Raw genomic sequence first — 12,373 nt, 5'->3', positions numbered from 1 at the left:
GGATATCGTAATGCTTAAGATTTATAATACTCTGACGAAAAAGACTGAAGAATTTAAACCGATCACTCCGGGCCAAGTTAAAATGTATGTTTGTGGACCGACGGTTTATTCATATCTTCACGTGGGTAATTTTCGTGGGCCGGTGTTTTTTAATTTCGTAAGAAATTGGTTAGAGTACTTAGGTTACAAAGTGGATTACGCTTTAAACTTTACTGACGTGGATGACAAAATCATTAACCGCGCGGTTGAAGAAGGAAGAACTGCTTCTGAAGTTTCTGAACAGTACATTAAAGAATATAAAAAAGATTTCGCTGATCTTGGTCTTCGTACGCATGATCACAATCCTAAAGTTTCTGAGTACATGCCGCAAATTATCGAGTTTATCAAAAAGCTGGTGGATAACGGCAGTGCTTACGCAGCTGATGGTGATGTGAACTTCGCGGTTGATAAGTTTAAAACTTACGGCGCTTTATCAGGCCGTAAATTAGAAGATATGCAAGTGGGTGTTCGTATTGAAGCTAACGATAAAAAACATCATCCGCTTGATTTCGCTTTATGGAAATCACGTAAACCGAATGAAGACCTTAAGGGCGGAAGCTGGGCTTCACCTTGGGGTGAGGGGCGTCCGGGCTGGCATATTGAATGTTCGGCGATGGTTCATGGTTTATATGGTGATCAGATCGACATTCACGGTGGTGGTTTGGATTTAGTATTCCCACACCATGAAAATGAAATCGCGCAGTCTGAAGGCTGCACGGGTAAACACTACGTGAATTACTGGATGCACTGGAATTTATTAAATTTCAGCGGCAGCAAGATGTCGAAATCTTTAGGTAATATCGTTAACATGCGTACATTTTTAGAAGAGCACCATCCAGAAATTTATAAATGGATGATGTTATCAGTTCACTACAGAAGTGTTGGTGAATTTAGTGATGTAACGATTGAGCAGGCCGTATCAGGTCTTGCTCGTGTGTATTCATCATTAGCGTTAGCAGATAGCTTTATCGCTGAAGACGGTCATGCTGATGCGAAATACCAAGTTGAGCTTGATGCTTCATGGGAAAAAATCATGGAACACATCAATGATGACTTCGGTACTCCACAAGCCTTTGCCGTAATGTTTGAACAGATTCGTAAATTCAACGGTCAGTTTAAACGTGGTATGAAAACAAACCCAACGCTGGCCGGTCGTGCAAAACAGTTTAAAGAATTTATTATGCAATTTGGTAAGATGTTGGCGTTATTTCAAATGCCCGCTGAAAAATTCTTACGTTCATTAGATCAAAAGCTTTTACAAAAAGCGGGTATTGATGAGCACGAAGTAGAATCTTTAGTTTTAGCGCGCTCGTTGGCCCGCCAAACAAAAGATTACGCAAAGTCTGATGAAATCCGCGGAAAGCTAACGGCGATGAATATCAACGTCAGCGACACTCCAGAAGGTAGCTTCTGGGAAGTGAGCAAATAGTTTAAATACTTTCTGAAAATCTTTGCACTTTTGAAGTGAAAAGATCTTGGTGGTGCAGGTTAAAGCCTGCACTTTGTATTTGGGCTTTCGTAATACGGTCGATGCGAAATGAGCGGATGTCGTTACGTAGGTGATCCCAGGCGATGATGTACCAAAAAGGCCAGCTTAAAAGCAGGTAATGCGATTCGATATTTCTTTCGGTAATATTGTTCTTTGCATCTTGATAGAAAATCTTTAGCACCTTCATGTCAAAAAACGCTTCTTGTAAAATATTACGTACATTTGCAGGAATTTCTGCAGGCTTTCCCAGTGTTTCAGCTTCGGCCACTTCAGTGATTAAAACTCTTTTTCTGATCGATTGTAGTTTTTTGCGGTGTTCGTCGGGAAACGATTGAAAAACTTTATCACGCAGTGATCTTACGTGCGTCAGTAACATCGGTGACTTTAATTTTTCCATCACAGCGAGTGATAAAATTAAATCTAACGATTCTTTATGGTTTAGTTGTAAACGACCTAAGCCCCACTGTGCATTTAAACGTAAACCGCCACCACGTCCGCGGTCGGCTTCAACCGGAATTCCTGAATTTTTAAGTTCATCAAGGTCGCGCATTAAGGTGCGGTGGCTTATTCGCAATTTTTTAGCAATGCTTTCAGTTGTAGAATGATCTTCGCTCTTAAGGATTCCTAAGAGGCGGTCTAAGCGTTGTTTCTTTGCGAGATAGGTACTTTTAGCCATAATTCTTTCTACAAACAAATATGCCATATTATGACATATTTACGCCGATAATGAAAAGCATAAAGACACGAATTCAAGAAAGGAATTCTTATATGGCTGAAAAAACTTATCATGGCTCTTGCCACTGCGGTTCGGTGAAAATCAAAGCGCAAATCGACCTCAGCAAGGGCACGGGTCGCTGTAATTGCACTTATTGCCACAAAGTACGTAATTGGAGTGTGATCGTTAAACCGGAGGCTTTTGAGCTTGTTTCGGGAGCTGAAAGTTTATCTGATTATCAGTTCGGAACATTCAGTGGCCACCATCTTTTCTGTAAGACCTGTGGATGCCGTCCCTTTGGTAAAGGCTATGTTGAAGAGATAGGTGGGGATTATGTCTCTATTGCTTTATCTTGCCTTGAAGACGTTCAGCCAGAAGAGTTAATCGCGGCACCGATTACTTACTTCGATGGTTTAAATAACAATTGGTGGAATAAACCAGCCGAGGTTCGCCATTTATGAGTGGCGCCCGTGGTCAAGCTTGGTTGGGGTTGTAAGCCCTAACAATTGGGCTTAACATATCATGTTATGGCAGAAGCTAAAAAGAAAGCCTTTAAGAAGAACTTCAAATTAGTATCTCCGTTTAAACCAGCGGGCGATCAACCTCGTGCAATCGAGACGCTGGTTTCTAATTTTCAAAACGGAGTAAAGCATCAAACGCTTTTAGGTGTTACCGGTTCAGGTAAGACTTTTACGATGGCACACACCATTGCGCAGTTAAATCAGCCAGCGTTAATCTTAGCACCCAATAAAACACTAGCCGCACAAATTTATTCTGAGATGAAAGAGCTCTTTCCGGAAAATGCGGTCGAGTACTTTGTTTCTTATTACGACTATTACCAACCCGAAGCTTATGTTCCTTCAACCGACACGTTTATCGAAAAAGATTCAGCGATTAATGAACAGATCGATCGTATGCGCCACAGTGCCACGCGCTCGCTCTTTGATCGCCGTGATGTGATTATCGTATCGAGTGTGTCGTGTATCTACGGTTTAGGTTCGCCTGAAGCCTATGAAGGTATGATGGTTCAAATCGTCGAAGGGCAGAAATTAAAGCGCGATGACTTTTTACGTGAGTTAATCCGTATTCAGTATAGCCGCAACAATGTGGATTTCACGCGCGGAACAATCCGCGTGCGCGGGGATGTGGTTGAAGTCTTCCCGCCATACGAAGAAGAACGTGTGATTCGTGTTGAATTTTTCGGTGATTATATTGAGAAAATTTCGTGGATTGATCCTTTAACAGGGCAGGTTTACGAAGAAATGGATCAGATCGGTATTTATCCTGGATCGCACTATGCCACAGGTGATGATTCATTAAAACGCGCCATCGTGACGATTCAAGATGAGTTAGGTCACAGACTTAACGAACTTAAAGCCAATATTAAATTTCTAGAAGCTCAACGTTTAGAGCAACGTACATATTACGATATCGAAATGATGGAGCAAATTGGTTTTTGTTCAGGTATTGAGAACTACTCGCGCCATTTAACTGGCCGTGGCCCGGGTGAACCGCCGCCAACATTGATTGAATACTTTCCGAAAGAATTCGTTACAATTATCGATGAGTCGCATGTAACTGTTCCGCAAATCGGGGGCATGTATCGTGGTGACCGCGCTCGTAAGTCAACGCTTGTTGAACACGGCTTTCGTTTACCTTCGGCTTTAGATAATAGACCACTGAATTTCCAAGAGTTTGAAAAACTGATGGATAAAGTGATGTACGTGTCGGCGACTCCTGCGAATTATGAATTAGAAAAATCTGAAGGTTTAATTATCGAACAGATCATCCGCCCGACAGGGCTGATTGATCCGAATGTAGAGATTCGTCCGGTAAAAACACAGATCGATGATTTATTAAAAGAATCACGTGAACGTATTGCTAAAGGCGAGCGTGTGTTAATTACTACGCTAACTAAACGTTCGGCTGAGGATTTAACAGAGTATTTTGAATCACTGGGCATGAAAGTTAAATACCTGCACAGTGATATTGATACACTTGAGCGTACTGAGATTATTCGCGATCTGCGTTTAGGGGTGTTTGATATCTTAGTTGGTATCAATTTACTTAGAGAAGGTTTAGATATTCCTGAAGTGTCTTTAGTGGGTATTACTGACGCCGATAAAGAAGGTTTTTTACGTTCTGAAAGGTCGCTCATTCAAACAATCGGTCGCGCGGCCCGTAATGCCAATGGGCATGTGATTCTTTATGCGGACCGCGAAACTGATTCAATAAAAAAAGCCATGAATGAGACGGCTCGTCGTCGCACGATTCAAAATGCGTACAACAAAGAACACGGCATTACGCCACAGACGATTAAAAAGAAAATTAAAGAAGGTCTTGGCGACCTATTTGATGGATCAGTTAGTGCGTACAAACTTAAAGGTGAAAAAGATAAAACCGCCGAAAAAATGGCGAAGTTTTCGGCTAAGCCTAATAAAATTCAGGATGAAATTAATAAGCTCAAAGATAAAATGAAAAGACTTTCAGCTGAGCTTGAATTTGAAGAAGCCGCAAAAGTGCGTGACGAAATTAAGCGTCTACAGATTTTAGAGTTACAAGTGCGCGATGCGCACTTAGGTGAGTCCGAGGGTGGAAATACTAAAGAAAAATGAGTAAGTTTGAAGAAGGTTTATTAAAAATTGAAACACTAAAAGAACTGGTCAGAGAATTTCCGACTCAGTCTGGCGTGTATTTAATGAAATCGACGGTCGATAAAATTATCTACGTCGGCAAAGCTAAAAACCTTCGTAACCGTGTGCGCAGTTATTTATTAAATTCGGCCGATCATTCAGCAAAAACCAAAGCTTTGGTTCATAATATTGATAAGATCGACTACATCTTAACAAAGACTGAAGTTGAAGCGTTCTTACTTGAAGCTTCGCTCATTAAAAAACACCGCCCTAAATACAATATTCGTCTTAAAGACGATAAGTCTTACCCCTACATTAAACTTTCTTGGGGCGAAGATTTTCCAAGATTATATTTAGCCAGAAAAGTTCATAAAGATGGGGCGCTTTATTTTGGCCCATACACTTCAGGCGGTGCTGTTTGGGGAACGATTCGTTTTTTAAACCGCGTTTTTAAAATTCGTGATTGCACTGATCATATGTTTAAAACGCGCACACGTCCGTGCATGACTTATCAAATTGGTCGTTGTACCGCACCTTGTGTGAAATACATCGCAAAAGATGATTACCGTGAAGAAGTTGAAGGCGCTAAAGACTTCTTAAAAGGCCGCAGCAAAAAAGTAATTAAAGATATCGAAGCACGTATGATGGCAGCTGCAGATGAAGAGAAATTTGAAGTGGCAGCAAAACTTCGTGATTCGATGTGGTCAGTTAAAAATATCTTAGAAAAACAATCGGTGATTAATGATGCGTCTGAGCTTGATCAAGACATTATTAGTTTTCATGGTGATAGCCGTGGGGTTGTTGTTGAAACGCTGCATGTGCGTTCAGGCCGCGTGATCGGGGCAAGACCGCATTACTTAGGTGGTTTAGATATCACATCACCTGATGAGTCCGTGGTTGAATGGTTTACGTCATTTCTAAATCAGTACTACGAAGATAATTTTATTCCGGATGAAATTTTAACCGTGATTGATCTGGGCGGTGATTTGAATAAATTATTGCACGACGTTTTACATGAACGCTCGGGTAAAGAAGTGGTGATTCGCTACGGTCACGATCAAAAAGCACAAAAACTTTTAGAGATGGCCGAACAAAATGCCAAAGCGCATTTTGAAAAACTAGTTTCAAAAGAAGAAGAAAAACTAAAAGGCTTAAACGAAATTAAGACCAAACTTCATTTGGCAAAGATTCCGCAGCGTATTGAGTGTTTTGATATTTCACATTTTCAAGGCGTTGAAACGGTGGCCAGCCAAGTGGTTTTTGAAGAAGGTCGCCCAAGTAAAGATCATTACCGCAGATATATTATTAAAACCGTTGAAGGTGTTGATGATTTTAAATCGATGTACGAAGTTTTATCGCGAAGATTTAAGCACACTGAGTATGAAGACCCCGATTTATTAGTGGTCGACGGCGGTAAAGGCCAACTTTCGCAAGCCATCCGTATTTTACAAGAGATCGGCAAAACAAATATTTCAGTTGTAGGATTGGCCAAAGCTAGAACGCAAGCTGACTTTAAAGCTGAAGAAGTTGAATCAACCGAAGAAAGATTTTTTCTGCCAGGGCGTTCAAACCCGGTCACTTTTAAATCTAATTCAGAAGCCTTACATATTTTAACGGGGATTCGTGATGAAGCGCATAGATTTGCGATCACGTTTCATAGAAAACGCCGTGAAGAACGCAGTTTATCAAGTGAGTTAGATGCGATCACCGGTCTTGGTGAAAAACGTAAAACATTATTACTTAAAGCGTTTCCGTCGGTTGAAGCCATCAAAGAATCTGATGTCGAAACTATAGCGGCGCTTAAAACTTTTAATCGGGTGTTAGCAGAAAGAATTTTGATTCACTTAAACTCAGACGAGCCTGACAGTGAAACTGCAGACTCGACCGAAGTAACAGATGAGTAGTTGTTGAGTTGCGCGCCTAAGACGCGACTTAAATATTAGATCGTTTGAGGATTGCAAAGGCTTGAGCGCATTAAAGCTTTTTTGATAATTCCAGCTTTTTTAGCGTGACCTTGTGGGCGTAAAACATCCCAGTAAGATTTAGGCGAGAACAATTCACCTTGGCGCACTTCAAACTGTTTTTCTAACATACCTAAAGTACATTTGCTGGCAGCAACTGGTTTACCCGCATCGCCTTTTTTGCAAAAACCCTTACCACCATCGTAAGCATCTTCTTTGCCGCGGTGTAATTGGTAATAACCGTAAACAGTTCCATTTGGTCCTTTAGTGTTCGCGGTACGGCTGCAGCTACTTTCAAAGTGAGCCATTGCTGTTAAGATAAATACCCATACGATCGATTTTTCTTTAACAGTCATTTTTGAATACTTCGGGCAGTATTTAGCACTTACTGAACCACCAGAAGTTAAATTATCAAGCTTAGAAGAGTTCTCGATAAAAATTTCTGATAAGGCGCGGCCCACATCGCCGGAAATCATTTTTCCGTTCATTAAAGCCACACACTCGTCATTCACTTCAGTCGTAGATAGCGGATATGACGTATTAAATGTCATTTGTGCGGAGTTAACTGCATTTGCGAATTCTTCTAAGTAGCCTGGCATAGATAGATCAGTATATCTGTCGTATTCTAAAGCTTCAGAAGCTGTAGTTGCTTTCGCTGGAAATGCCGAAGCAATTACTGACATTACAAGTACGCCTGTTACAAAGAGAGAGTGTAGTTTCATGGGGGAACTCCTTATCTGTTTTTTAGAAATCTACATTTCAGTCGCTAAATTAAATAGATGTTATGATTTTTGACTCTGTAAAAAGGATCTGTAAAAAAAGTCGACGGTTTAAGCTATTATAGAGGATTTGGCTCATATATTCGATTTGAGTGCCGAAAAGAGTCTTTGTAAAAATGACAAAGGCGTTTTATACCTGTCATTCGAAGATGCAAGACTACGTGAAATATCTCAAAAATGTGTTAGGCGTAAGCCAGATTTTAAAGTCAGACGAGGCTTTAAATCCCTCTGCTGTGGCAACACAAGAAAACGTTCTACCGCAAGCGGTGGGTGCATCAAAAATCACAGTGTGGGTTGAAAATTTCAATCAATTCACAACCGAAGATCATACACTTTTAAATAACATGTTAGCGGCGATGAAAATCCCAGCGCAAGATATGAAAGTCGAAGATCTTTCTTTAAAAGGTTCTTTGCAGTCGGCGATTGAATTTGATCTGGTATTAAATCCTGTAGATTCAGGAAGCCAAACATATTCACCGCAAGTCATGCACGCAAATAAAAATCTTAAAAGCGCAGCCTGGACCTTTCTCCAGCAGGTCATGCAAAAGTATAAATTATTAAGCTAGACCCACGGCCAACTCTTCAACCGGTAGGCTAAAAATTCCTAGTCGTTTAGACAGAGTCCTTGGTCAAATAAAGCATGGTTTTTAAGAGCGCTTATTTTATTGTTACATTGGCTTTAGCTTTGTTTGTTTCGGCTCAGGCCTTGGCACAGAACGGTTCTGAATTTTCGCAAGTGCGTGTACGCATTCAAAAAGATCTAACCCAATATCCTAAAAATCTAACGGCAAACTTTGGCCAATATATTCGTAAATACGAAGTGGTTCATAAAGAAAACGGAAAGTTCGACGTGGTCGAAGTGGTTCCGCTCACTCATTATTTAGCGGGCGTTGTTTCTAAAGAGATGCCTTTGGCGTGGCCTGCTGAAGCGTTAAAGGCGCAAGCGGTAGTAGCGCGTTCGTATTTATTTACCCGTATGAGTGAACGCCGCGATAAATTGTTTCACGTTGAAAATGATCAGATGGATCAAGTTTTCGAATGGACAGATTCAGCCAAAGCTTATCAAGTAGTCTTAGCCACGGATGATGTGGTTCTTTCGTCAAACAAAAAAGTGGTTAAAACATTTTACCATTCTGATTGCGGTGGGCAGACAGTGCCTGCAAATAAAGTGTGGACTGGCGCTGTGGATTTAGGAACAACACAAGATCCATGGTGTGGAAATCGTAGTAGCAACCAGTGGAGTTTCTCAGTTCCTGCCGTAGAATTCTCTCAGAAAGAGGTTTTTGAGGCGGCGTACTTTAAGAAAAAACTTGTGCGCTTTGAAGACTGGGGTATTCAGAAACTTCGCCAGGTTTTTGGTTTTTCAAAAATTCGTTCTTCGCCTGATACCGTTGAAGTGAGTGAAGACGTTGTCACGTTCACTGGGCGCGGGTTTGGCCATGGTGTGGGACTTTGTCAGTGGGGAAGTTTGTACATGGCGAAAAAGGGAAGAACCTACATGGACATTTTGACGCACTATTATCCGAAAGCAGAAATTTTAAAAATTCAATCGCTGTTAATCAAAAATTACTTAACAAACAATGAAATCCCTAAGACGATAAACAAGACAGGTATTATTTATAACAATTAGTGGATAAGGAGATCCCGATGTTAGAAGGAATCTTGGCTCTGTTTTTAATGCAAGGGGCGCCAGCAGCAAATAAGTACGATCAAGCTGTTGCAAAATTAAATGAAATCGCAGCGACGAATCCCGCGCAAGCTCAAGTCATCACAATCGGCACAAACGATCAAGGTACACCCATCAAAGCCATCAAAATCGGAAACGGTGAAACAGCTTCTTTAGTTGTAGCTACTCATCATGGTAACGAATATGGTTCAACAGCTGTGGCTTTAGGTTTTGCAGAAAGTGTTGCCGCGAAACCGATTGAAGGACAAACGGTTTATATCGTTCCGGTTTTAAACGTAACAGGCTATAACCGTGGAAGTCGTTACGAACAAAATTTAAGTTCATCAGTCGATGCGAACCGCGATTATCCATCTCCATGTAAAACAGATAAAGCTTTTCGTTTAAAATCAACAAACGCTTTAGCTAACTTTATTGAAGAAAAAAATATTCAGATTTCAGCAACGCTTCACACGTACTGGCCAGCGGTTGTTTATCCATGGGGTATTTCAACAACTGATCTTTCAACACCGTATGATGACACTTACAAAAAATTAGTGGCTGATGCGACGAAAGAAAGCCGTTACACAACAGGCAACAATACTGAAGTGTTATACGCAGCTGATGGAACTTTTGAAGACTATGCTTACTGGAAGCATGGAATCTGGTCGTTATTATTTGAATTAGGTTTTTCACACGGACCAGATAACGTAGCGATTAAAAACATGATCGAAGTGAATAACCCAGGCCTTCGCCGTTTCTTAGAAAATTCGCCGAAAACACGTGTGGCTAAACATGATTTCTCGGGCCGTTGCGATGCACGTATGCCTAAGAGAGTTTTCTTAGAGTAGTCTCTTGAACTCTCAGAACCAAAAAGTTTTATTTATTACGGGAGTCAGCAGTGGTATCGGTTTTGCCACTGCTGATTTTTATTTAAAGGCTGGCTGGTTCGTGATCGGCACTTACCGCAAAACAAAAGACGGTGAGTATTTTAAAAACAATTTTTCTAAAAACTTTTTAGGTCTTGAAGTCGATCTTACTGACTACGCCAAAGTAGATCAGATTCCCGAAATTCTAAAACAAAACGGAATCACTCATGTCGATGCCTTAGTAAACAATGCGGGCGTAGCTTTAGCGGGTCCTGCCGAGTATCAAAATTTTACCGAATTCCAGAACATTATTAATATTAATGTGATTGCTGTTTTTAAGGTGACGCAGATTATTTTGCCGCTGTTAAAAAAATCTAAAATCGGTGCGCGGATCGTAAATATTTCGTCGGTTTCAGGTAAAAACGGAACGCCATTTTTAGGTGGTTACTGTGCCAGTAAACACGCCATTGAAGGTTTTTCTGAATCTCTTAGACGAGAATTAAATCTGTACGGCATGAAAGTTTCAATCGTGGCTCCGGGGTCAATTAAAACGCCGATTTGGGGTAAGGGTTTCGATGTCGTAGCCCGTGCTTTTGATTCAACAGAATACAAAGATTCTTTCCGCAAATTTTTAGCTTTTGCGAGCAGTGAAGTGGATCACGCTTTGCCTGTAGAAGCTGTTGTTTACGATATCAATCACGCTCTGACAAATGCTTCGCCAAAGCTAAGATACGCGCCGGTTCCGCGTAAACTTCAGAACTGGTATTTACCGAAACTTTTTCCGTTAAAAATATACGATTACTTGACCTGTAAAGCCCTCGATTTAAATAAAAAATAGATTAATAAAATTAGGACTGTTTCATGTTGGTAGAGTTTTAGACCTAGGACACGCCAAGAACTAGACCTCCATCCAGTAAATTACCTCGTTGTCAGTGACGATAGGATTGTTACGAGGAAAGCTCCATGAGTACGTTAAAGAAACAAATTTCAATCGCTAAAGACACTGTTTTATTCAAACAGGGTGAGGCTGGCGATTGTGCTTATGTTGTTGAGAGTGGAAAAGTCCTTGTTTACCTTGAAATCGATCAAAAAATCGTTCCGTTAACTCATATCAAAAAAGGCGAAATCTTCGGTGAGATGTCACTGATTGATTCTTTACCACGTTCGGCATCGGTCAAAGCTGTTGAAGATACTGTGCTAAATGTTGTGACGAAAGATCAATTGATCGAGCGCTTTCAAGGGTCTGACCAATTAGTTCAATTATTATTAAAAGTGATGATGAATCGTGTACGTAAAAACAACTCATCGCTGACTCACGGTAATGAAGACAACATGAACCAAGACGACACCGTGATGGATGGTTTCGAAAATTTAAAATTTGAAAACCGTTTACAAGAAGCTTTGAACAACCAGGAATTTGAAATGTTCTATCAACCGATCGTGAACATGCAAGATTCAAAAGTGGTTGGCGCTGAAGCACTCATCCGTTGGAAAGATCCAGTTATTGGTTACATCCAGCCGGATAAATTTATCGACTTTTTAGAAAATTCATCTTTAATGGTTTCAGTGGGACACTGGATTTTTGAACGTTGTTTCCAAGATTTCCATAAAATCAAAGGTACGTTTGGCGACGATTTTATCATGAGTATCAATGTGAGCGGACGTCAGTTTACTCATCCTGATTTTTTGATGGATCTTGAAAAACTAACGTGGAAACACAAAGTAAATCCAAAAAACATCAAGTTAGAAGTGACTGAACGGGTCATGATGAACGGTGTTGTGGCCATCGAAATTTTAGATCAGTGTAAAAACAAAGGTTTTCATATTTCGATCGACGATTTCGGAACGGGTTACTCAAGCTTACAATATTTATCACAAATGCCTGTCAGTTATCTAAAAATTGATAAGTCATTCGTTTCAAAAGTAAACGCAGATCCAAAAGTTTTAGCTGTTGTGAAGTCGATGGTCTTCATGGCGCAAGCTCTTGGTATGGATATTATCGCTGAAGGAGTCGAAACTTTAGCAGAGCGCGAGTCGTTATTGCAGTTAGGCGCTTATTATGCTCAAGGTTGGTTATACTCTAAAGCTTTACCACTTGATCTGTTCATGAAATTACCTGTAGTTATTCTTAAAGAAAAAGCTGCGTAAGCAGCAGCTCTTGCGAAGCAATGCCAGCGACTTGGCACTAAATAAAATCCCTATAAATTAGACTTTCCGACAGCCTG

Annotated in this window: 11 protein-coding genes; 9 read left to right on the top strand and 2 right to left on the bottom strand. The window is 40.6% G+C overall.

Features of this window, described 5'->3' with window-relative positions:
- Positions 1-10: 10 nt before the first annotated feature.
- The gene (cysS, locus tag ACKWCF_RS10250) at positions 11-1,468 is read left to right on the top strand and encodes a cysteine--tRNA ligase (RefSeq protein WP_409477490.1); all 1,458 of its coding nucleotides are present in this window, start codon (positions 11-13) and stop codon (positions 1,466-1,468) included.
- 1 nt (position 1,469) lies between these two features.
- On the opposite strand, the gene ACKWCF_RS10245 is transcribed toward cysS, so the two are convergent.
- Positions 1,470-2,204, bottom strand: coding sequence for a helix-turn-helix transcriptional regulator (locus ACKWCF_RS10245; protein ID WP_409477489.1), 735 nt, complete (start codon positions 2,202-2,204; stop codon positions 1,470-1,472).
- 92 nt (positions 2,205-2,296) lie between these two features.
- Here ACKWCF_RS10245 and ACKWCF_RS10240 point away from each other — a divergent pair, with 92 nt between their 5' ends.
- The 3 genes from ACKWCF_RS10240 (at position 2,297) to uvrC (ending at position 6,780) form a co-directional block, all read left to right on the top strand.
- Complete coding sequence (locus ACKWCF_RS10240; RefSeq protein ID WP_409477488.1) at positions 2,297-2,704, top strand: GFA family protein; 408 nt, start codon at positions 2,297-2,299, stop codon at positions 2,702-2,704.
- Between the two features lie 66 nt (positions 2,705-2,770).
- Positions 2,771-4,858, top strand: a complete 2,088-nt coding sequence (uvrB, locus tag ACKWCF_RS10235; protein ID WP_409477487.1) for an excinuclease ABC subunit UvrB — start codon at positions 2,771-2,773, stop codon at positions 4,856-4,858.
- Positions 4,855-6,780, top strand: coding sequence for an excinuclease ABC subunit UvrC (gene uvrC / locus ACKWCF_RS10230; protein ID WP_409477486.1), 1,926 nt, complete (start codon positions 4,855-4,857; stop codon positions 6,778-6,780). The genes uvrB and uvrC overlap by 4 nt, the downstream gene beginning before the upstream one ends.
- A gap of 35 nt (positions 6,781-6,815) precedes the next feature.
- Here uvrC and ACKWCF_RS10225 read toward each other — a convergent pair whose 3' ends face one another.
- Positions 6,816-7,559, bottom strand: a complete 744-nt coding sequence (locus ACKWCF_RS10225; protein WP_409477485.1) for a hypothetical protein — start codon at positions 7,557-7,559, stop codon at positions 6,816-6,818.
- 218 nt (positions 7,560-7,777) lie between these two features.
- Here ACKWCF_RS10225 and ACKWCF_RS10220 point away from each other — a divergent pair, with 218 nt between their 5' ends.
- From ACKWCF_RS10220 to ACKWCF_RS10200, 5 genes are all read left to right on the top strand, one after another.
- On the top strand, positions 7,778-8,182 hold the full coding sequence (locus ACKWCF_RS10220; protein ID WP_409477484.1) for a hypothetical protein: 405 nt from the start codon (positions 7,778-7,780) through the stop codon (positions 8,180-8,182).
- Between the two features lie 74 nt (positions 8,183-8,256).
- On the top strand, positions 8,257-9,246 hold the full coding sequence (locus ACKWCF_RS10215) for a SpoIID/LytB domain-containing protein (protein WP_409477483.1): 990 nt from the start codon (positions 8,257-8,259) through the stop codon (positions 9,244-9,246).
- 17 nt (positions 9,247-9,263) lie between these two features.
- Positions 9,264-10,130, top strand: a complete 867-nt coding sequence (locus ACKWCF_RS10210; protein WP_409477482.1) for a M14 family metallopeptidase — start codon at positions 9,264-9,266, stop codon at positions 10,128-10,130.
- 4 nt (positions 10,131-10,134) lie between these two features.
- A complete protein-coding gene (locus ACKWCF_RS10205; RefSeq protein ID WP_409477481.1) occupies positions 10,135-10,986 on the top strand; it encodes an SDR family NAD(P)-dependent oxidoreductase in 852 nt (283 codons plus the stop codon).
- A gap of 125 nt (positions 10,987-11,111) precedes the next feature.
- Positions 11,112-12,296 (top strand): EAL domain-containing protein, encoded by a 1,185-nt coding sequence (locus ACKWCF_RS10200; RefSeq protein WP_409477480.1) that lies wholly within the window; start codon positions 11,112-11,114, stop codon positions 12,294-12,296.
- Positions 12,297-12,373: the final 77 nt, after the last annotated feature.

It is taken from the genome of Pseudobdellovibrio sp. HCB154 (assembly GCF_046267985.1).
GTDB lineage: Bacteria > Bdellovibrionota > Bdellovibrionia > Bdellovibrionales > Bdellovibrionaceae > Pseudobdellovibrio.
This window is presented reverse-complemented; position numbering and strand designations above follow the sequence as displayed.

Excerpts from the sequence above, each read along its gene's own strand:
- cysS (WP_409477490.1), top strand. The coding sequence starts at position 11 with ATGCTTAAGATTTATAATACTCTGACGAAAAAGACTGAAGAATTTAAA.
- ACKWCF_RS10245 (WP_409477489.1), bottom strand. The coding sequence starts at position 2,204 with ATGGCTAAAAGTACCTATCTCGCAAAGAAACAACGCTTAGACCGCCTC.
- ACKWCF_RS10240 (WP_409477488.1), top strand. The coding sequence starts at position 2,297 with ATGGCTGAAAAAACTTATCATGGCTCTTGCCACTGCGGTTCGGTGAAA.
- uvrB (WP_409477487.1), top strand. The coding sequence starts at position 2,771 with ATGGCAGAAGCTAAAAAGAAAGCCTTTAAGAAGAACTTCAAATTAGTA.
- uvrC (WP_409477486.1), top strand. The coding sequence starts at position 4,855 with ATGAGTAAGTTTGAAGAAGGTTTATTAAAAATTGAAACACTAAAAGAA.
- ACKWCF_RS10225 (WP_409477485.1), bottom strand. The coding sequence starts at position 7,559 with ATGAAACTACACTCTCTCTTTGTAACAGGCGTACTTGTAATGTCAGTA.
- ACKWCF_RS10215 (WP_409477483.1), top strand. The coding sequence starts at position 8,257 with ATGGTTTTTAAGAGCGCTTATTTTATTGTTACATTGGCTTTAGCTTTG.
- ACKWCF_RS10210 (WP_409477482.1), top strand. The coding sequence starts at position 9,264 with ATGTTAGAAGGAATCTTGGCTCTGTTTTTAATGCAAGGGGCGCCAGCA.
- ACKWCF_RS10200 (WP_409477480.1), top strand. The coding sequence starts at position 11,112 with ATGAGTACGTTAAAGAAACAAATTTCAATCGCTAAAGACACTGTTTTA.